Consider the following 19,868-nt stretch of genomic DNA (forward strand, 5'->3'; position numbering starts at 1 on the left):
GATCACTTCAGTTCGCTGAGGGCGTCCGAGAGGTTGTCCTTGGACGGGGGCGTGCCGTGGTACGCGGGGGACCACTCCATGAAGGAGATCCCCTTGCCCTTTACCGTGTGGGCTATCACCACTGTCGGCCTGTTCCTCGTCGAGGCGGCAAGCTCGAAGCCGTCGAGGAGTTGGAGAAAATCGTATCCGTCGACCTCTATCACGTTCCAGTTGAAGGCCCTCCACTTCGCAGCCAGTGGTTCGATCGGCATGATCTGCTCGGTGAGGCCGTCCTGCTGGATCCCGTTCCTGTCGATGATCGCAGTGAGGTTGTCGAGCTTGTACTTTGACGCCGCCATCGCCGCCTCCCAGACCTGCCCCTCCTGCTGCTCGCCGTCTCCCATCAGCACATAGGTCCTGTAGGCCTTCCGGTCGAGCTTTGCTGCGAGCGAGGTCCCGACCCCGAGGGAGAGTCCGATCCCCTCCGAGCCCGCTGGCGCCTCGATCCCCGGGATGCCCATGGAGGGGTGCCCCTGGAGCCTGGAGCCCATCTTGCGAAGGGTCATCAGCTCCTCGACGGGGAAGAAGCCCGCCTGGGCGAGGATGGAGTAAAGGAGAGGGGCGGCGTGGCCCTTGCTTAGGAAGAAGCGGTCCCGCTCCGGCCAGGAGGGGTTCTTCGCGTCGAACCTCATCTGATGGAAGAAGAGAGTGACGAGGAGCTCCACCGCCGAGAGCGAGCCTCCGGGGTGCCCCGAGCCTGCCTCCGCGAGGCTCCTGAGTATCAGCCTTCGGGTGTCGCGCGCGAGCTCCTTGAGCCTGAGGACCTCCTGCGCGGTCTCCATCAGCGCCTCACCGGTACCTGGACAATGCGCTGGACGAGGTCGTCTGTGCCCTGGACCTTGCCCTCGAGGTCGTGGAGGGTCAGAGAGGTGGTCCTCTGCAGCTCGCTCCTAGCCTCCCCTGCTCCGTTGCTGAGCACGGCTGCCTGGTAGGCACTGCCGCCTGACGCGACCGCAAGGGCGAAGACGCCGGTCATCGCGTCCCTGACCCCGACCTTGCTGAAGAGGTTCTTCTTCCCTCTGATCGGCGGGAAGAGGGTCACGTTGTCCTTGTCGAAGAGCGTCACGCCCTGGTCGCCCCTGGTGATCAGGATCGACTTGCAGTCCAGGCGGCTGAGGAGGTTGACCCCCATGTTCCTCAGGCTCGTCTCGTTGACTATGGTCATCCCGGTCGCGTGGGCAGCCTCCTCGAGGTTGGACTTCACGTACGTCACACCGGAGAAGTCGAGGTAGTGGTGCATCTTGGGCTGAGCGACCACTATCTTCCCGGCGTCGTGCGCTGCGCCCACCACCCCGCTGATCAGGAAGCTGGTGATGGCCCCCCGGTCGTAGTCCGAGAGGACGACGCAGTCGATGTCCTTGATGAGCGGCTCGGCCTCGGCGAGGAGCTTCTTTGCCATCGCCAGGGGCACGTCGCGCCTATCCTCCCTGTCGATCCTAAGCATGTGGAAGGTGTTCACCATGATCCACGTCCTCAGCGAGGTGGGCCTGGATGGGTCGGTGACGACCCCGTTGTGAGAGACCCCGTACTTTGCGAACTCTGACTTTAGCCATGTACCGTATTCGTCGGCGCCGGCCAGGCCAACGAGGCTGACCGAGGCGCCAAGAGAGACCAGCTCCCTTGAGAGGTTCGCGGCCCCCCCCGGCAGGAATGTCTCCCCGATGTAGTCTCCGGCAGGGACCGGGGCCTCGCGGGCGAGCTTCCTGGCTGCGACCTCCACGAACCTGCTGACTATGAGGTCCCCGATGACGAGAACCTTGCGCCCTTGGAACTGTCGCAAGAGACCGGTCAGGCTTTCCTTGTCGACCGTGTCTAAGGGCATCCTTTTTCGATAATTCTGCCTCCCCCTGACACATTTAACCTTTGAAGAGAATTTTCGGACCGGATGAAAGTCGAGACCTTGTCCGGTCAGCCGGGGACCAAGCGGGGCCTGGCCAGGCCTCTCCTCGCGACGAAGTAGGAGGCTACGAGAGCTGCGGTCACCGCGAGCGCCAGCCCGGCCTGGGGCGGGAACTCTGGGATTCCGCCTCCCTGGTTCGTGGAGCAGGAGGTCGTCGTCGACTTTGTTATGGTGTCGTAGGTGGTCTTGAACTTGGAGACGTCGTAGCGGGTGCTCGTAGAAGAGATCGTGACCCTGGTGACGACGTTGCCTGTGATGGTCGTCGTAAGCTGGCTCGTTGTGGCCGACGTCGAGTTGACCGTTTGCGTGGTCGGCACGTTGGTGGTGCTGTAAGTCGTTGCTTCGGTGACCTGGGTTGTGTTGCCTGTCAAGGTCGAGGTCGTAACGGTCCCGACCGTGTCGGAGAAGGTCTGCTGAGTGGTCGTCACGTCGGCGTGATAAGTGGTGTAGTACGAAGTATCCTGCTGTACCGTGCTGGTGACTGTGGTGAGCGCGCCGACCGCGCCCACGGTGGTGTAGGTGGTGGTGTAGTAGGTCCCGTACGTCCCTGTGAAGGTCTGGCTTGACTGGTATTGCGTCGTGTAAGTGTTGGTTTGCCTCGTCACGACCGAGGTCGTAATGGTCGTCGTCGAGCTAGAGTTGAGGGTCACAGTCGTCTGCGTGAGCTTGGTGTCTACCAACTGGGTGGTGTAGGTGGACGCCACTGGGAAGGTAGTCGCTATGGTGGTGTTGCCGGTGCTCGTCGTCGCGTGCCCGATGGTGTCCGTGCCTGTGGCGCGCGTGATGGAGGTTGTCGTCGAGGTGGTGATCGTCCTAGTCGAGGTCACGACCGTCCCTCCTGACACCGTGATGGTCTTGCAAGGGGCGGCGGCCTGGCCCTCTGAGACCGGAGACGGGAGAAGCGTGAGAAGTACGAGAAGGCCCAGCACCACCGCGAGGATCAGAGGTTTTCTGGAGCCCCTTGGTTCCATCAATCTCTCGTGGCGCTGGGGTGCGGGCGCTGTCTAAAGAACGTATGCCGCTGAAGAGGGCACGTTGCCCCGTCTCATGGCTCGCTTGCTGCCTTCTTCTCGGAGGCCCAGGCCTTCTCCAGGAGCTCCTGGATTATCGGGAGGGCCTTCTTGAGCTCCCTGTCCATCGCGAGCGGGTCGTACCCCTTCGGCGGGGGGAAGTCCAGGAACTTTTGGTTCGGGTCCGCGTTCACGTAGTCCTTGCTGGCCTCGAAGATCCCCATCAGGGCGCGTCCGTCAAGACGGGAGAGCTCTGACTTCCATGAATGGTGGAATCCTTTGTCCGAAAGGAATGTGAGCTTGACGTCGCCTTCCGCCTCCTTCCTCACGTCCTCCCAGAAGGCCTTGTCGAGGTCTCCGGCCACTACCTCTCCCGACTTCAGCTTGTCCGAGTAGGACTTTGCCAGCCTTTCGACTCTCGCCGGGGTGGACTCGAAGCGCTCAGCTATCGCCTCGTCGGAGAGGCCCAGCTGCGAGAGATAGTAGCATCCTTCCTCGAGGACTTCGTCGCTGATCTCGGCTTCGTGGGCGGTGGGCATGGGCTTGAGAGGGTTGCTCGCGCTATTAACCTAGGCGCCGAACTTCTTGTCCCTCTCGTAGAGGGAGTGCGAGCGGTTGAGGTAGGGTATCGGGCTGAACCAGTTCCACTTGCCCATGAACTGCATCACCGCCGGGACCAGGTAAGTCCTAACCACCAGGGCGTCGATTAGTATCGAGAACGCGAAGGCGAAGCCCATCTGCTTGAGGAGGAGGTCGCTCGAGAGCATCAGGGCCCCGAGGGAGCCCGCAAGGATGATCGCGGCCGCGGTGATGATCCCGCCTGTCTGCTCGATTGCCCCGACTATGGAGTCGTCAAGGGATCTGCCTTTGGTCGCCTCCTCGCGGATCCTCGTCAGGATGAAGACGTTGTAGTCCATCCCAAGGCCCAGGAGGGTTACGAAGAGGAAGAACGGGGTGATGAAGAGGATCTGGTAGTTGAAGTACTGGGCGAAGACCAGGCGGGTGACCGCGAGCGTCCAGATTATACTCATGAGGACCGACAGGACTGCGAAGACCGGGAGGAAGAGAGAGCCCAGGACGACCAGGAGGACGAGCGCGACTCCAACTGCCACTATCGGGACTATGGAGTTGAACTGCGCGTCGAAGACGTTCTTCGTGTCGAGGATCGAGCCCGAGGCCCCACCTACGTAGACTCCCGTGACCCCCTGCGCCGAGTCGTAGTTCGCGTGGGCGTACTGCCTGATCGCCTGCGCGTCAGCGATCGCAGCCGTGGAGAAGGGGTCGATGGCGAGGTTGACCGTGATTAGCGCCGTGGAATTGTCCTTACCGATGCTCTGCAGGACCTTGTTGAAGGTCCTCTGGCCCTCGGCCGTGGAGGTGTTGATCGCTGCGTAGTTTACCTGCTCGCCAAAGGGCCTTGTCGGGCCGCTGACGTTGCGTATGTCCGCCGACTGCGCCAGGTGGGTCGAGAGTTCATCGACCTGGCCCATCGACGAGCTGTCGAAGCTATGACCCGTTACGATCGCATGGTCGAAGGTAAGGATGACGTAGGTCGGCGAGAGCCTTCCGCCGCCGAAGGAGTCGGTCAGCTGGTTGGAGGCCGAGACGGACTCGAGGTTGGACGGGGCCGCCGAGAGGAAGTCGTAGGTAGGGGTCGTGGTGGAGTAGACGTAGATCGCTGGCACAGAGACCAGGAGGGCGACGATGATGAGCGCCTTCGAGTTCCGGACTGCGAACGACCCGCTCCTCGAGAAGTACCCGGACTTCTTCTCGAGCTTCGAGAGGACCGAAGCGGAGTATCTCTCGAACCTTTTACCGGAATTAGGCCAGAAGGCCCTGCCTCCGACCATCCCTATGATTGCCGGAACGAGGGTGAGGGCGACCGCCAGGGCCACCAGGACGCCGAAGCCCACCACGAAGCCCATCGTCCTAAGGTAGACCACTGAGGTGAAGGCGAGGGAGAGAAATGAGATGATGACCGTGGCCCCGCTCGTCGCGATGCTCTCCCCGGCCCAGGTCACCGAGGTCTCTACGGCGTCCTGGACTGAGAGCCCACGGACCCTCTCCTCCCTGTACCTCGCGATGACGAAGACGCTGTAGTCAGTCCCGACCCCTATCAGTACGGTGAGCAGGATCGTCGGAATGGTGAAGTCCACCTTGGCCACGTACGTCCCTACGATCACGATGAAGACCTGGGAGATCCCGAGGGCGACCCCGATCGTCCCCAGCGTGATGAAGGGGGTCAGAAGCGACCTGAAGAAGAGTCCCGTGGCCACGATGAGAAGCACCAGCGTCACTGGGAGTATGAGGTCGAGGTCCTGCTGGGTGGACGTGCCGAAGTCGTTGGAGATCGCGTCCTGGCCGGTCACCTGAGGAGCTGCCAGGCCCGCGGCCGCGCTCTGAGAGTAGACGTGGGCCACGATCCAACGCACCGCCAAGAGGTTGGGTGTGCCACCCGTGTTGAGCCCCAGGGAGACGATCGTCGTGTCCCTGCCAGGGGAGACGAAGGACGAGATGAGCGACGCAAGCCCGGGGTCGACCGCGTATCCCTTCGGGTCGGCGACAACGTTCCCGGCCAGGGCGTAGAGCGACTCGTTGTCTGGCGATGGGCCCAGCGAGTAGGCTGCGTCGACGAAGGTCTCGGAGAAGCCGCTCGAGACGCTGACGTAGTGGACCGCAAAGACGCCAAGTGAAGAGGAGAATTGGGCCTTCGTCTCGTTGAGGAAGTCCCCGAAGGTGATCGACCTTGTCAGGCCTTCGGCGAAGGGCTTCGGCCCGGCATAGTGGGATGCGATGAAGGCCCGGTCTGCGACGTCGGCCGCGTAGGCGGCCCTGGCCCCGAAGGAGAGGCCGGATGTAGTCGAGTTTGACCAGGATGCGACCCAGGCGTCGTTGAAGTCTGTGAGCATGAATGATGTGTAGTGTTGGTACGCCGTCGCGTTCGCTGAGGAGAGTGTTGCCCCCGCGTTCTGGTATGCTATGTTGTTCGAAGCGTTGACGTCGTGGGTCGAGTTGAAAGCCCCGCTCCAAATCCCGAGGTAGAGGGCGGGCACGCCGTACAACGGCCGCAGGGTGGCGTTAGCCCCGTCGCGCGCAGAGTATGCACCGATGTTGACCCCCGAGATTGCGGCATAGAGCCTGGAGTAAACGTCGACGGTCTGGTTCAGGCCGACGATGGTCGTGTTCGACTTCAAGGAGGAGGTCAGTTCCCTCACCAGCCGCTGAGTGGCGGCAGAGGAGACGTTGTCCGCCGAGATCACGATGAGCAGAGTGCTGTTGGGGACGGACTTCGCGAACTGGGCTGCGACGAGGTCGGCCGCCTTGACCGACTCCAGCTGGTTTCCGGTGGCCGAGCCTTGCTGGAGGGAAGTGACCTTGCCGACGTTGGAAATGATGGGGATGACGAGTACTAGTGCGACAATCCAGGCGACGAGCACGACCTTCCTTCTACGATAGACGACCTTGCCCAGCCTCTTGAAAGGAGTCGAGGAGGGCCTTTGAGATGACTCAGAGACCAATGAAGCCGGGCGAATTTCTATCCTATAAGAATCTGTCCGGCTGAAATCTATCTCTTCTTGACGTAGAGCATCCCGGCCTCTTCCTTGACTTCGTAAAGAGGCTCGTCCGCGACCGGCTCGTCGTAGACTCCTTTACCCGTGTTGAGGTCCCAGACTGTCCCGTGGCCCGCGCAGGTGACCTTCGTCCCCTCCAGGGTTCCTTCGGACAGGTCCCACTCTTCGTGGGTGCAGATCGCCCCCATGCCGTAGTACCTTCCATCGACGTTGCAGATGAGGACCGACTCCCCGTCCACCTCGACCGTCATCATGTTTCCGGTGGGAATCTTCGACGCCTCGACGGCCTTCGCGAAATCGTTCATAACCCACGCGGCCTGCGGTCGGAGATAAAACCTTCCCTAGGCGGGCTGCTGCAGCGCTTCTTCCAGTTCCTTGAGATCCTTTGGCGAGTCAATGTAATGCCAGTCGCCGTAGTGGGGAAAGGAGAGGAGCTCTCCGTGCGCTACCAGCTTCGGGAAGGTCTCCCTCTCGATGTCGCCGTTCTCAGGGAGGTACTTCAGCGCCTTGCGCGCGTTGAGCACGTAGACCCCGCCGTTGATCCAGACGTCCGGAAAGACCGCCTTCTCTTCGAATCCCCTCACAGTCTTCAGCTTGTCTATCTTGACCACGCCGAACCTGGACTTGTACGGGACCACGAGCATCGATGCCGTGATGTCCCCGGCCTGCCTGTGGGCGTCGACCATCCTGCTTGGCGAAAGGTCGGTGACGATGTCCCCGTTGACAATCAGGACAAGGTCCTCGTTGGGCACCCCGGAGAGGGCCTTCTTCACAGCGCCACCCGTCCCCAGGGGAGATTCCTCCACGGAATACCCGACCTTGACTCCTTTGTAGTCGCTCCCAAAGTGCTCCTGGAGCTTCTGCCACTTGTATCCGCAGGCGAAGGTGACCTCGTCGACTCCCCCTTCCTTTGCGAGCCAGTCGATCTGGAGCTCGGAGATCGGCCGCCCGTTGACGAGGACTAGAGGCTTTGGGATGTCCTCGGTCAGGGGCCTGAGGCGCATCGCCTGCCCGCCCGCCAGGATTATGGCCCTCGTCGCGAAAGCACCCGGTCCTCGCCCGGCTTGCCTTCGGACATAAGCGTTCTCCCTGGAAGAGGTGCAGAGCTTACGCTAGGTTTCGGAAAAAAAGAAAGAAGAGAAAGCCGTCTGTTTAGGACAGCTTTCTGATCAGGATTGCAAGAGCCAGCACTAATGTGATGGCTGAGAGTGCAATGGCTACTAGGACGTACGTCGAGACTTGGTTAGCGGCATTTAGCGTGTCCGTAACCTGTCCCGAAAGTCCTGATAGACCATTGACAGACGTCTGAACTTGGCCCAGGGTTGTGCTGATCGAGTTGACCTTCGTTGTCAGGTCGTCGATCTTGGAAGTGATGCCGGAGGTGCCAGTACCTAGTGAGGTACTGATGTCGGCGACTGTTGCCTTGATGGACGAAACATCCGACTGGATGCTCGTGACCATCGAAGAGATGCTTGTGACTGATGCTTGTAGCGATGTTACACTAGCTGAGAGGGTGTTGACAGAGGACTGGATGGATTGCACGGTGGACTGGATGGAGCTGAGGGTCGAGGAGAACGAAGCTATCATCGCGCTGAGCGCGGACAGCTGGTTCGACAGGCCGTTGTAGACCGTGTCGTTGCCCGTCCCTACCCAGAACGTGTCATAGACTTCTGGACCGTATACGTGAGGCGAGCCCGTGTAGTTCTCCGGGGTACTGGTGAGTGAGATCTCGTGGATGCCTGGCCTGAAGCCGGCTGCTACGATCCACAGCCACGCAGTACCGTTGGGGTTGGATGTGACCAAACCGTGTACTCCGACGAAAGAGCCGGAGCTTCCGGTCACGGTGATTGTCTTGCAGGTCACGTGGACCTCGCCGCCTCCGATACCCGAGCCGGTGGTCTTAGTAGTGCAGACCACTTCGGTGTGGGTTCCACTAGTGACGCCGCCAATGAGTGTAGTTGAGAAGTCCGCCATCTGGTTGTCGATGTTGACCGAGTAGTAGTTGACGGGGATGAGCCCTTCTGCTACCACCTGGATTAGGGATCCGGTGTTGTTGAAGGCGTTGTTGTTGTTGACTTCAAGGCTTGCGACGACTGTGAATGGGGTCATAGTGATTCCTGCTTCTGGGAACTCTTCGCACATGTCCTCGTACAGGCCGTCACCAAGGTCAAAGCAGCCCTTGTTGTTCGGAAGGACCGCGTATGACGTTAGTACGCCCGACTCGAGGATGTCTTGGGTAGTGTAGTCGATTGCAGCGACATTGTGGCTACCGCCGAAGGTCTCTGGAACGGTGAACCAAACGGTCCCGTTGAACTGACCGTTGGATCCAGTGGTTCCGTTGACTAGGTTGTACCAGTTACCGTCATTCCACGTAGTGGAGTTCCAGTAAATGAGCACCTTGATGTCCGCCGGGAAGCCATAAGCGCTTAGAGTGACGTTTGTGTTGGGGTTGCTCGCAGTTCCCTGCGATGGTGTGAGAACAAGAGTTGGGAGGACCCAGATGTTGAAGTTGTACCACACGTTGTTGCCAAGGTTGACCTTGACATTGTGGAGGCCGTTGGAGAGGGTAGTCGGGACTGTCAAGCTTCCGTTGAAGAAGCCCTTGGAGCTGGAAGTTGCGCTCCCAACTTGGGTTCCGTTAATCCAGAAGCTGATGGCCGAGCTGACGTACGACCAGTTGCCAGCGATCCAAATTGCGCCGAAGATCTTGGCATAGACGCACTGGGTAGGGCCGGAGCACGGCTTCGCCAGGGCGAGAACGCCCGCAGAGGTTGTGATCGCTGTGTCGTTGGCGTAAACCTTGCCCGAGACCCACGAATTGGTCACATCCACCGCGGTTCCACCGCTGTCGTAGGAGAGTATAGAGGCGAAGCCCCTGTTGCTCTCCGTGAACGTGGTGGTTGCATACGCGGTGTGGGGGCTGTTGCCCTTGTAGGCTGTGAAGGTGATGACGGTCGTCGCGTGAGGACCGCCTGTTCCACCGACACCCTGCTTTGTGTCCAACATCACGGCTGATTGGTTGAAGTAGCCTGGACCGGTGCTGAAGTTGCCGACGATGTTACCCGTCTTCAACTTTGCAGTTCCGTTCGTCCAGTAGTAGAAGGTGTAGCTGTAGCCGAGGAAGATGTTGATGCCCGCTGGGAATCCACCGCCCATGAAAGTGGCTGGCGTTCCAGCCGCACCCGAGGAGGGTGTCACCTGGAGACCAGGCTTTACGATGAGCCTCTGGAGGGCGCCGGCGATTCCGGTACCACCGCAGAAGGTTGGATTCGACCCGCAAGATCCGTCGTATATCTTGATGTAGGCATACGCGCTAGAGATTGTGATCGGGATTGGTCCGATGATCAGCTTCTTCGTAGTTGAACCAGTTCCGATGTAGTAGGTGTGACCCGAGAAGGTCTTGGTCTTGAACGCGCCGACTAGGTCGGTCACGTTGAACGGACCGGCATACCTGATGTCGCCAGCCGTGGTGTTCACGTTACCAAAGCCGTTCTTCGAGATGTAGAGGAAGAACTGCGGGGCAGTGAATGTGACTGGGCCCGTAGTGAAGTCGATCGCGAGCTCAGCAGGGAGCGTTCCCGATGGGACCGCGTTGTCCTGCAGAGTCACGAGTGAAGAACCTGCGACAACCGTTACGTTGTTTGTTGCACCAGCGTAAACGGTGTGTGCCGGGTTCACGTGACCAAGTACCATGTTGCCTGTGATCGTTGCATGAGAGATGCCGATCGGGACGAACAGAATCAATCCCGAAACCAGCAATAGAGCTAGTAATGTTCCTGAACCGAGTTTTCTTGCATACGAATTACTCGTATGTATGTTCATTTTCAGAATTCGCCTCCCAAATCTAGTATTTAAGCCCCATGGACAAATTGTCCATTCTTTGTGGCGTTCGCACCGCTTTGAGGGCTTTTCTCCGGTTCGCCCGGGAAAAAAGAGTGAAAACGTGGCATTAGAATCGTTCAGACGCGTTCAAGAGAGATTTTCAAAGAATCGAAGTGTTTCCTTTTAGAATGGCGGGCAAATGGGGCTCGATTCCCGGTCCTTTATAGCGTTCAACCTCGCGAAGGGGAGTTCTGGGTCCGGAGGCTCTGAGCTACTTGCTCTGCGCTGCGGCCTTTGCGCCCGCTGGCCTGCCCAGGAAAGCCCTCGCATCTGCTCCTCGGAGGTAGTAGACCCCGTAGGCTCCGAAGAGGATGCTGGGGACCCCCAGCTGCCACGCCCCGGTTATCAGAGCGAGGACCCCGAATGCCAGGACCCCGGCTGATGACCACAGGGCGACCGTCCAGGCCCATGGCTTGAGCCTGAAGATCCCATAAAAGGCTGCGAGGGTGGCTGTCCCCAGGACGAGGAGTACCACTCCAAGAAGAATCGCACCCGCAACCACACCTGGAAGGCTGAGTGAGCTCAGGGCTATGAGTAGAATCAGAACACCAGCGAAGGCCTCGAGGACCATCAATGCGGTCACCCCGTTGGGCCTCGGAGGGCCCCTGGGAGCAGGAACATAGACTGGGACCTGAGGGGGAGGCGGAGGCGACTCCTGCAAGCTGGGCGCCGCCTGCTGCTGGGCGACCTGCTGGGGTGTTCCGCAGTTTGGGCAGAACTTCGTCCCAGTCACGAACTCCTTCCCACAATTATTGCAGTATGGCATCGGCGAAAAACCGAGGCTCGGTTGTTAGATAAGCGTATCTGGGTGAGCGGCCCCTTTTTCTATCGAGCTCCCACGATGACCGGCCGTGGACGCACCCGCGTTGCCAACCCGAAGGGACGGGCTGGCCCGCATAGCCCTGCGGCTGGGGGCCGGCGCCCTCGTTGCCCTTGGAGTCTTGCTCTCTCTCCTCGTCCTCAATGCGGCGAGTCCGGGACCCATCCTGTTCGCGGGAGTCGAGTTGGCGTTCTTAGCCTTCTTCGTGTTTGTGACATCTGCGATTTTCTCCGGGTTGTGGCACGCGTACTCGACGCACCCAGCAGAGAGGAAGGCAATGCTGGCGGTCGGAATCATCCTGGGCTTGACCCTAGGAGCGCACCTCTATATCATCAACTCGCCGGCGACGGCGGACTGCTACGACTCGGGGGACATGGTCAATGGGTGCATCGGGGACGAGCAGTACTACGTCCTTGCCGGGGAGAGGATCCAGCATGGCGTCAGCTGTAACGTTGACTTCCGCTCTCTCGTTTCAGATTGCAACTTCGAACACCCCTACCTCTCGAAGGCCTTCGTCGGGGCCGGGATTGCGCTCTTCGGGGACAACGACTTCGGTTGGAGGATATTTCAAGTTCTGCTTGGAACGTCCAGCCTCCCCCTGCTCTACCTCTTGGCGTGGAAGTTGACCGCGAGCCGGAGGTTCTCACTCATCGCTACGGTCCTCCTGGGGCTCGACACTATGTTCTTCGTCCATTCGAGCGCCGCCCTCATCGATGTGCACATGGTCTTCTTCTCCTTGCTGGCATTCGTCACTTACTTCTACAGAGTCAAACTCTGGAGGCTCGACAGGTTCGTCGTCTCAGGCGCCCTTATGGGGATTGCGGGGCTGACAAAGGAGACTGCGGTCTTCCTCGCCCTGACGCTCCTGACTTACCACCTGCTGGCCGGAGAAGCCGGGGAGGGGATCACGGGGGGAGGGTGGATGGCTGCCTTGAAGGCGAGGCTGAAGCCGACCGTGGTCATCGCCGTCTCCGGGTTCGCAGTATTCGCCGTGGGGCTTCAGGTCTACGACTCGCTGTTCGTCAGTTCCTCCGTCCACAGCTTCATAGACCACATAGTCTTCATGCTGAGGTACGGGGCTTCGCTGGTCGGGAAGGGAAGCTACGTGTATGGGCCGAGCAACACCCCAGTCACGCCCTTCTCGTGGCTTACGTACTACTGGCCGATCCCCTACCTCGTCGAGACGTACAGGTACTGCCCGAACCCAGGACCCGGACCTGCCTGCGTGAGCGTCTTCTACACCACTGTTGGGTACCGCAGCTTCACGAACCTCCTTGAGGCTTGGGCTACTTTCCTCTGGGTTCCGCTCACCGTCTACACTCTGTGGAAGAGACTGAAGCCCAGGTCACTCTCCCCCGAGGCAGCGGAGGCTCAGGTGACTGGACCTTCGGACCTCAAGGTCTCGCTACTCTCACTCCTCTGGTTCTCATGGAACTACTTTCCTTATCTTCTCCTCTACGCCTTGGGACGAGTGACCTACCCATTCTACCTGATACCAGCGATGCCGGGCCTCGCCCTTGGTACGGCGTACCTCCTGACTAGGAAGGGGATCCCACGGCCGATCGTCTATCTCTATCTGGCAGGAGTCTTCGGAGTCTTCTTCGTCCTCTTTCCCGTCAAGGCCTTCCTTCCTGAGTGGCTGCGCATCCTGATCGGGTACTAGGTGCGGTGCCGCCCCTTCTAGAGGGGTTTTTGGAGTATAACAACCGTTAAATAAAATATTAGAGCGCGGCCGATGCCCTGCCTAAGATAGCAGACATCACGAGCCAACCGATTCGAGGACTCTCCCTACTGCGCCCAGTTCCCCTGGTGGTCGGATGTTCCTTCAGGAACTCGACCTTGGACTATCGCGAGAAGTTTGCTTCCTTGCTTGGAGGGGTTGGGCTCAGGCGAGCCGTCGGGGACTCGGAGTGGGCGGTCATAGTCACCTGCAACAGGGTGGAGCTGGTGATGGCGACCCAGGACCCCGAGGGCGCCCTTGGCAAGGTCACTGCTTGGTCCATGAGGCGGATCGGGCAAGCACCACTGTACTGCATACAGGGGAGAGAGGCCCTCTCACACCTCTACAGGGTCGCCTCCGGCCTCGACTCTCTTGTAATCGGAGACGCCCAGATACTTGGACAGCTGAGATCCGCTGGGAGGCAGGCGCGTCTCGCCGGGTCCTCCAAGGGGATACTCTCTTCGGTCTTTGACTCCGCTGTGGAGGTGGGATCCAGGGTCGGAACCAATCTTAGAGCGAGAAAGGAGTCTGTGGCTACGCTCGCAATCGCGTTCGCCAGGAAGAAGCTCGGGAGGCCGCCGAAGGGAGTCCTCCTCGTCGGAACGGGCAAGATATCGAGGATCGCTGCGTCCAGCCTCGGGGGGCGGGTCCGAGTTGCTACAAGGAGGCCGAAGCTCCCTCCAAGCTTCGCAGGTGCGGAGCGCGTGGGTTGGAGCCGGATAAGGGAGGCGCTCTCTGAATCAGAGCTAGTGATATGCGCGACGTCGGGGAGCAGACTGGCAGTAACGACCAGTGATGTGAAGGACACAAAGAGGAGAGTGATACTAGACCTCGGGTTCCCGAGGAACGTCGACCCAAGGGTCCGTGGCCGGGGAAGGACGCAGCTATTCGACCTCGACGACCTTGCAAGAGTCGTGAAGGCCCCTGACGACCCGTCGGTCGCCCAGGCGCTGGCCGCCGTGGAGGCCGAGTCATCGAGGTTTGAACGATGGCTCAATGCGAGCAAGCTTGCGCCCGAGCTGCCCGCGATGTTCCAGTGGGCGGAGGCGATAAGGGTTAAGGAGACCGAGGGGACCCTGCGAAGGCTCGACGGGCTGAGCCCAAGGGAGAAGCGGCTCGTAGAAGCCCTCGGGCGGAGGATAACCAGTAAGGTCCTGGCGAAGCCCGCGGCGTTTGCAAAGTTGTCTACTCCTGACCTTCCTCAGGAACAAAGGATGAAGCTCCTTCGTGAGATATTCATCGAGGAGAGACCATGAGGCGGATCAAGATCGGCACGAGGGGCAGCAGGCTGGCCTTGGTCCAGACCGAGATTGTATGCGGGCTGCTTCGGGCACGCGCGGCAACGGAGATCGATGTGCTAGTAGTCAACACCACCGGGGACAAGCTACCCGAAGAGCGAAGGGGAGAGGTCGAAGGCAAGGGAGCGTTCACTGGAGACCTCGAGGCTATGCTCCAGTCCAACGAGATAGACCTCGCCATCCACAGCATGAAGGACCTCCCCACCAGCCTTGGAAGAGGCCTAGAAGTAGGCGCGACCCCGGTCAGGGCGGACCCGCGCGACGCACTTGTCTCCGCGCACGGGCTACTGCTCTCCAACTTACCAAACGGGTCGGCAGTGGGAACGAGCAGCATACGGAGGAAGGCCCAGCTCAGGGCGCTCAGGGGGGACCTGGAGGTCGTGGACCTTCACGGCAATGTGGACACGAGACTGAGGAAGGTGGGAAGCGGGAGCCTGGAGGGCATCGTGATCGCTGCGGCAGGCCTCGAGAGGTTGGGCGAACTCCAGAGAGTCACCGAGTTCTTCTCGATCGACAAGGTCGTCCCCAGCCCCTGCCAGGGGACCATCGCGGTCGAGAGCAGGGTCGAAGACGCGGATGCCGCCTCTTACCTTCGGAGCATCGAGGACCCTAGTGTGAGGACGGAGTCCGAGTGCGAGAGGGCCTTCGCAGCTCGGCTCGGTGGAGACTGCGACCTTCCGGCCGGGTTCTGCGCGAGGCTCGAAGGCGGGTCCATCAGGATGACCGGCGCAATCGCTTCACCCGACGGCTCGAAGGTTGTTCGCCTGGTCGACAATGCTCCGGCCGAAGAGGCTTCGCGGGCGGGCAGAGACTTCGCGGACCGGATGCTCAGCATGGGCGGGAGAGAGATCCTGGAGGAGGTCTTGGCTTGACCGCCGAGCGAAAGACCGTCCTGCTTACTCGGTCCCATGAGGGGAACTTGGAACTCGAGGGAAAGCTCAGGGCCATGGGACTCGAGGTAGTCGCTCTCGACCTTCTCGCCTTCCGCTCCCCCTCATCCTGGTTTGAGGTGGACTCGAAGCTCGAGGAACTTGCGCGGTTTGACTGGCTCGTCTTCACCTCCTCCACCGGGGCCAGGTTCTTCTCGGACAGAATGAAGTATCTTGGCCATCCTCTCTCATGGGGGCCCAAGCCTAAGGTGGGGGCCGTAGGAGAAGGGACTAGGGGAACTCTTGCAGAGCGCGGCGTCCGTGTCGACTTCACTCCTCGGGAGTATCTTACCGAGGCCCTGGCGCGCGACCTCCCCGGGCCGCCAGGGAGCGTCCTGCTTCTCCGGGCAGACATCGCCGAGAAGAGGATGACAGAAGTCCTTCAGGGGAGGGGATTCTCGGTCGAGGATGTTCCCATCTACAGGACTGAGAAGATGAAAATCGATGACCCGGGGCAGGTCCTGGGCACCCAGGTGATAGTCTTCGGCAGTCCGTCAGCGGTTGACTCATTTTGTACCTCCATCCCGGAAGGGATGCTGAACCAGGTCCTTGCGAAGACTGCGGTCTGCATAGGGCCGGTGACAGCCGCAGCGGCGAGGGACCGCGGCTTCACCTCGGTGGTCATGCCCGACCGGAGCACTTTCGAATCCCTCCTCGACCTTGTCCGAGAGACCATGGGGGACCGCTAGGTGGACGCACGCGCCTCACGGCTAAGGAGGCTCCGCGGCTCGGCAGGGATGAGGGCCCTACTGAGAGAGACCGAGCTGAACCCGTCAAGACTCGTCGCCCCACTTTTCGTGTGCGGCGGGACTGGAGTCGTCCGTCCGGTCGAGGGCCTTCCGGGGCTTACCTGCTACTCCGCAGAAGCGGCGGCTTCGCAGGCTAAGAAGCTGAGCGATCTCGGGATCCGGTCCTTCCTTCTCTTCGGGGTGACCGACAGGAAGGACGAGACAGGGTCGGGGGCCTACTCCCCCGATGGAGTGGTGCCGAGCGCAGTCAAGGAGATTCGGACGAAGGTCCCAGACGGCGTGATAATGGCTGACGTCTGCCTCTGTGAGTATACGTCGCACGGGCACTGCGGTGTCCTCTCAGGCGATGTAGTGGACAACGATGCGACCATCCCGCTGCTGGGGAAGGCTGCACTTGCCTATGCGAGGGCAGGGGCAGACGTGGTCGCACCAAGCGCCATGATGGACGGACAGGTCGCGGAGATACGCTCCGCTCTCGACGGCGGGGGATTCAAGGAGACCCTCGTGATGGGCTACTCGGCAAAGTACGCCTCCTCCTTCTACGGCCCCTTCAGGGATGCAGCCGGGTCAGCCCCCTCATTCGGGGACAGGAGGGGCTACCAGATGGACCCACCGAACGCGAGGGAGGCCCTGAGGGAGATCGAGAGCGACGTCAGGGAGGGCGCGGACATCGTGATGGTGAAGCCGGCCCTGGCCTACCTCGACGTGATTGCGAGTGCAAGGGCGAGGTTCGACCTTCCCATCGCCGCCTACAATGTAAGCGGGGAGTATGCGATGGTCGTCGCCGCGTCCCGCATGGGGTGGGTGGACGAAGAGAGGGCAGCCATGGAGGTCCTCACATCCATCAGGCGCGCGGGCGCCGACATCATAATCACATACTTCGCGGAGAAGTTTTCCGGCTGGGGAGGGTCCAGGCCTTGACAGAGGGCCAAGGTCCGACCGACGAGGGCAAGGTCAGGTACCTGAAGTACACCTTCTTCAAGCTCTCGAAGGGCTTCCGCTCCAAGGACGGGGAGGCCCGAAAGGCGATGAAGGCAGACTTCCTCTCCGCCCTCGGGAGGCACGTTGGAAAGGTCGGTCTGCAGTGCTTCTCACTTGTCGGACTAAGAGGCGACGTCGACTTCCTCGTGGTCGCCGACGCTGACGACGTCCTAGAGTTTCAGGCGCTCGTCTCCGACCTACTCGGGACCAGCCTGGGAAGATACCTGGACGTTCCCTACTCTTACCTAGCTCTGAGGAGGGGCTCGCAGTACCTTGGAGAACACCGCCATCCCGGACAGGAGGTTGCGGGGCAGTCTGGGACTGGGATTTCCAAGTTCATCTTCGTCTATCCTTTCGTCAAGAAGAGGGAATGGTACAGGCTCCCGTTCGAGGAGAGGAGGAGGATGATGGGAGACCACTTCAGGATAGGCCACAAGTACCCAAAGATCAAGATCAACACCGGCTATTCGTTCGGCCTGGACGACCAGGAGTTCGTACTCTCGTTCGAAGGAGACGACCCAAGCGACTTCCTCAAGCTCGTCGAGGAGCTCAGAGGTTCGGAGGCGAGCATGTACACCGCCCTCGAAACGCCGATATTCACCTGCGCGAGGGTCCGGCCTGAGAGGATGCTGGACCTGGCGGGATAGGGAGCGAGTTTGGAAACCGCAAGGTCAGCGTCGCTCTTCGAGAGGGCGAAGGAGGTCATGGTGGGCGGGGTCAGCAGCCCAGTGAGGTCCTTTGGCTCGGTCGGTGGAGTGCCGCGGTTCATCGACCGCGGCGAGGGGGCGCGCTTGTGGGACCTGGACGGGTCGAGGTACACGGACTACGTGCTCTCTTGGGGGCCTCTGATAATTGGTCACGCCCATCCTGACGTCCTTAAGGCGATAGTGAGCACTGCCAAGCGGGGGACGAGCTTCGGGGCGCCCACGCTCCCAGAGCTGGAACTCGCCGAGGAGATCCACAGGTCCATGCGCGGAATCGAAAAGTTGAGGTTCGTCAATTCGGGCACCGAGGCGGCGATGTCCGCACTCAGGGTGGCCAGGGCCCACACTCGGAGGAGGAAGGTCCTGAAGTTCGAAGGATGCTATCACGGGCACGCTGACCCCTTCCTGACCGCCGCCGGCTCCGGCTTGGCCACGCTGGAAATACCAACCTCGCCGGGGGTTCCCGAAGGGGTCACCTCAGACACCGTCACTGTTCCGTTCAACGACGTCGAAGCGGTCGCCAAAGTGGTAGAGGCTGAGGGTGAAGGCTTGGCCGCGGTGATAGTCGAGCCGGTCGCAGGGAACATGGGGGTGGTCCCGCCCGAGGAGGGATTCCTACGAGCACTCCGAACGCTGACAAGCTCCTGCGGGGCGGTCCTGATCTTTGACGAGGTCATCACTGGATTCAGAGTCGCTCGGGGCGGGGCCCAGGAACTCTACGACGTCGCCCCGGACCTGACGCTCCTGGGCAAGGTGATCGGCGGAGGGCTGCCCGTGGGGGCGTACGGAGGGTCTTCAGAACTGATGAGCCTCGTCGCCCCAGAAGGCAAGGTCTACCAAGCGGGGACGCTCTCAGGGAATCCAGTTGCCATGGCGGCAGGTCTCGCCACGCTGCGGGCCCTTGACCTGAGGGCCTACGAGCGCCTCGAGAGGACATCTTCGGCCCTGGAGGAGGCCCTACTTCAGGCGGCCTCGGAGGCGGGAGTGGAAGTCACCGTGAATCGGGTCGGATCGATGGTAGGGTTCTATTTCGGCGGCTCGAGGGTCCGTAGCTTTGGCGACGCGAGGGCGACGGCCTCCGATAGGTACCCGAGATTCCATCAACGGATGCTGAAAAGGGGAAACTATCTCCCGCCGTCCCCGTTCGAAACAATCTTCCTCTCGACGGCGCACACCGAGCAAGACGTCGGAGAGACTGGAGGTGCGGCGCTTGCCGCCTTGAAGGAGGAAGGAGACTGAGTCCTTTCATAGACGCGTGTTTCGGCAGGGAGGTCGAATACACCCCTACGTGGTTCATGCGCCAGGCAGGACGATATCTCCCATCGTACCGGAAGCTCAAAGGAAACAGGTCCATCCTCGACGTCGCCAAGGACCCAGGACTTGCCTCGACTGCGGCCTGCGACGCAGTCAGGGAGCTCGGGGTAGACGCAGGCATAATCTTCGCGGACATAATGCTCCCTCTGGAGGGCATGGGGGTCGGTTTCAAGATAGAAGAGAATGTGGGACCGGTCGTCTCCAACCCGATCAGGTCAGCGGATGGGGTCGCGGCCCTTGGAAACTTCGACGCCGAACGAGACGCGGGCGCGGTCTATGACGCAATCGATGAAACGGTGAGGAAGCTCGACGGGGTACCTCTGATCGGATTCTCGGGCGCGCCGTTCACCCTCGCCGGCTATCTCATCGAAGGGATGCCGAGCAGGGAGTTGGGAGTCACAAAGTCGATGATGTACACTCAACCCGAATCCTGGGGGGAGCTCATGACGAAGCTCACCAAGATGGTGAAGGACTATCTCAGGGGGCAGGTCGCCCACGGCGTCCAGGCTGTCCAGCTCTTCGACAGCTGGGTCGGCTGCCTCTCGCCGGAGGACTACGCCCGGTATGTCCTTCCGTATACGAAGGAGATCTTCGATTCAGTCGACCAGAAGGTGGCGACGATCCACTTTTGCGCGTCTTCATCCCACCTCATAGAAGGCTTCCGCGAGACCGGGGCCAGAGTCCTGAGCGTGGACTGGAGAGTCCCCATAGGCAGCGTGTGGAAGAGGTGCGAAGACTCGGTTTCCGTCCAGGGCAATCTAGACCCCTCGCTCGCCGTGGCGGGGGGAAGACGGATGGATGAGGGTGTGACGAGGATAGTCGAACAAGCCAAGCAGCACCGCGGGCATGTTTTCAGCCTGGGGCACGGGGTCCTGAAGGAGACGCCGCCGGAGAACCTGAGGGCGATAGTGAAGACAGTTCGCGAGAGGACGAGGGTCAGGAATTGACGA

The 19,868-nt window shown here is 60.8% G+C and carries 17 protein-coding genes; 8 read left to right on the top strand and 9 right to left on the bottom strand.

Translation table 11 applies throughout. The features are described from left to right. Positions 1 to 2: 2 nt before the first annotated feature. The 9 genes from HY247_02810 to HY247_02850 all read right to left on the bottom strand — a co-directional run bounded on the left by HY247_02810 (position 3) and on the right by HY247_02850 (position 11,169). On the bottom strand, positions 3 to 821 hold the full coding sequence (locus HY247_02810) for a transketolase (protein ID QQG49258.1): 819 nt from the start codon (positions 819 to 821) through the stop codon (positions 3 to 5). Beyond that, the gene (locus HY247_02815) at positions 821 to 1,861 is read right to left on the bottom strand and encodes a hypothetical protein (GenBank protein ID QQG49259.1); all 1,041 of its coding nucleotides are present in this window, start codon (positions 1,859 to 1,861) and stop codon (positions 821 to 823) included. Before HY247_02815 ends, HY247_02810 begins: the two co-directional genes overlap by 1 nt. Before the next feature lie 86 nt (positions 1,862 to 1,947). Further along, positions 1,948 to 2,913, bottom strand: coding sequence for a hypothetical protein (locus HY247_02820; protein ID QQG49260.1), 966 nt, complete (start codon positions 2,911 to 2,913; stop codon positions 1,948 to 1,950). A gap of 71 nt (positions 2,914 to 2,984) precedes the next feature. Continuing rightward, on the bottom strand, positions 2,985 to 3,488 hold the full coding sequence (locus HY247_02825; GenBank protein QQG49261.1) for a hypothetical protein: 504 nt from the start codon (positions 3,486 to 3,488) through the stop codon (positions 2,985 to 2,987). 30 nt (positions 3,489 to 3,518) lie between these two features. Then, a complete protein-coding gene (locus HY247_02830) occupies positions 3,519 to 6,467 on the bottom strand; it encodes an MMPL family transporter (protein QQG49262.1) in 2,949 nt (982 codons plus the stop codon). Between the two features lie 47 nt (positions 6,468 to 6,514). Continuing rightward, positions 6,515 to 6,826 carry a Rieske 2Fe-2S domain-containing protein gene (locus HY247_02835; protein ID QQG49263.1) on the bottom strand — a complete coding sequence of 104 codons (312 nt, stop codon included), beginning with the start codon at positions 6,824 to 6,826 and terminating at the stop codon, positions 6,515 to 6,517. A gap of 36 nt (positions 6,827 to 6,862) precedes the next feature. Continuing rightward, positions 6,863 to 7,525 carry a nucleotidyltransferase family protein gene (locus HY247_02840; protein QQG49264.1) on the bottom strand — a complete coding sequence of 221 codons (663 nt, stop codon included), beginning with the start codon at positions 7,523 to 7,525 and terminating at the stop codon, positions 6,863 to 6,865. Between the two features lie 148 nt (positions 7,526 to 7,673). Beyond that, positions 7,674 to 10,265, bottom strand: a complete 2,592-nt coding sequence (locus tag HY247_02845; protein QQG49265.1) for a hypothetical protein — start codon at positions 10,263 to 10,265, stop codon at positions 7,674 to 7,676. Between the two features lie 349 nt (positions 10,266 to 10,614). Next, positions 10,615 to 11,169, bottom strand: a complete 555-nt coding sequence (locus HY247_02850; GenBank protein ID QQG49266.1) for a zinc ribbon domain-containing protein — start codon at positions 11,167 to 11,169, stop codon at positions 10,615 to 10,617. Positions 11,170 to 11,269: 100 nt separating this feature from the next. Between HY247_02850 and HY247_02855 the strand changes: the two genes are divergently transcribed. The 8 genes from HY247_02855 (at position 11,270) to hemE (ending at position 19,865) form a co-directional block, all read left to right on the top strand. Next, complete coding sequence (locus HY247_02855) at positions 11,270 to 12,886, top strand: glycosyltransferase family 39 protein (GenBank protein ID QQG49267.1); 1,617 nt, start codon at positions 11,270 to 11,272, stop codon at positions 12,884 to 12,886. Between the two features lie 176 nt (positions 12,887 to 13,062). Continuing rightward, on the top strand, positions 13,063 to 14,199 hold the full coding sequence (locus tag HY247_02860; protein QQG49268.1) for a hypothetical protein: 1,137 nt from the start codon (positions 13,063 to 13,065) through the stop codon (positions 14,197 to 14,199). Continuing rightward, on the top strand, positions 14,196 to 15,113 hold the full coding sequence (hemC, locus tag HY247_02865) for a hydroxymethylbilane synthase (protein ID QQG49269.1): 918 nt from the start codon (positions 14,196 to 14,198) through the stop codon (positions 15,111 to 15,113). Before HY247_02860 ends, hemC begins: the two co-directional genes overlap by 4 nt. Further along, entirely contained in the window at positions 15,110 to 15,859 is a 750-nt protein-coding gene (locus HY247_02870) for a uroporphyrinogen-III synthase (protein ID QQG49270.1), read from the top strand. The genes hemC and HY247_02870 overlap by 4 nt, the downstream gene beginning before the upstream one ends. Positions 15,860 to 15,907: 48 nt before the next feature. Next, the gene (hemB, locus tag HY247_02875) at positions 15,908 to 16,840 is read left to right on the top strand and encodes a porphobilinogen synthase (GenBank protein QQG49530.1); all 933 of its coding nucleotides are present in this window, start codon (positions 15,908 to 15,910) and stop codon (positions 16,838 to 16,840) included. Beyond that, positions 16,837 to 17,547: a chlorite dismutase family protein gene (locus HY247_02880; GenBank protein QQG49271.1), complete on the top strand. Its 711-nt coding sequence runs from the start codon at positions 16,837 to 16,839 to the stop codon at positions 17,545 to 17,547. Before hemB ends, HY247_02880 begins: the two co-directional genes overlap by 4 nt. 9 nt (positions 17,548 to 17,556) lie before the next feature. Next, positions 17,557 to 18,843 carry a glutamate-1-semialdehyde 2,1-aminomutase gene (hemL, locus tag HY247_02885; GenBank protein ID QQG49272.1) on the top strand — a complete coding sequence of 429 codons (1,287 nt, stop codon included), beginning with the start codon at positions 17,557 to 17,559 and terminating at the stop codon, positions 18,841 to 18,843. After that, positions 18,840 to 19,865: a uroporphyrinogen decarboxylase gene (hemE, locus tag HY247_02890; protein QQG49531.1), complete on the top strand. Its 1,026-nt coding sequence runs from the start codon at positions 18,840 to 18,842 to the stop codon at positions 19,863 to 19,865. The genes hemL and hemE overlap by 4 nt, the downstream gene beginning before the upstream one ends. Positions 19,866 to 19,868 lie beyond the last annotated feature (3 nt).

It is taken from the genome of archaeon (assembly GCA_016432545.1).
Classification (GTDB): domain Archaea; phylum Thermoproteota; class Nitrososphaeria; order Nitrososphaerales; family Gagatemarchaeaceae; genus UBA183.

Coding starts and splice junctions, on each gene's coding strand:
- HY247_02835 (QQG49263.1), bottom strand. CDS start 6,826: ATGAACGATTTCGCGAAGGCCGTCGAGGCGTCGAAGATTCCCACCGGA.
- HY247_02815 (QQG49259.1), bottom strand. CDS start 1,861: ATGCCCTTAGACACGGTCGACAAGGAAAGCCTGACCGGTCTCTTGCGA.
- hemC (QQG49269.1), top strand. CDS start 14,196: ATGAGGCGGATCAAGATCGGCACGAGGGGCAGCAGGCTGGCCTTGGTC.
- HY247_02840 (QQG49264.1), bottom strand. CDS start 7,525: ATGCGCCTCAGGCCCCTGACCGAGGACATCCCAAAGCCTCTAGTCCTC.
- HY247_02810 (QQG49258.1), bottom strand. CDS start 821: ATGGAGACCGCGCAGGAGGTCCTCAGGCTCAAGGAGCTCGCGCGCGAC.
- HY247_02825 (QQG49261.1), bottom strand. CDS start 3,488: ATGCCCACCGCCCACGAAGCCGAGATCAGCGACGAAGTCCTCGAGGAA.
- hemB (QQG49530.1), top strand. CDS start 15,908: ATGAGGGCCCTACTGAGAGAGACCGAGCTGAACCCGTCAAGACTCGTC.
- HY247_02850 (QQG49266.1), bottom strand. CDS start 11,169: ATGCCATACTGCAATAATTGTGGGAAGGAGTTCGTGACTGGGACGAAG.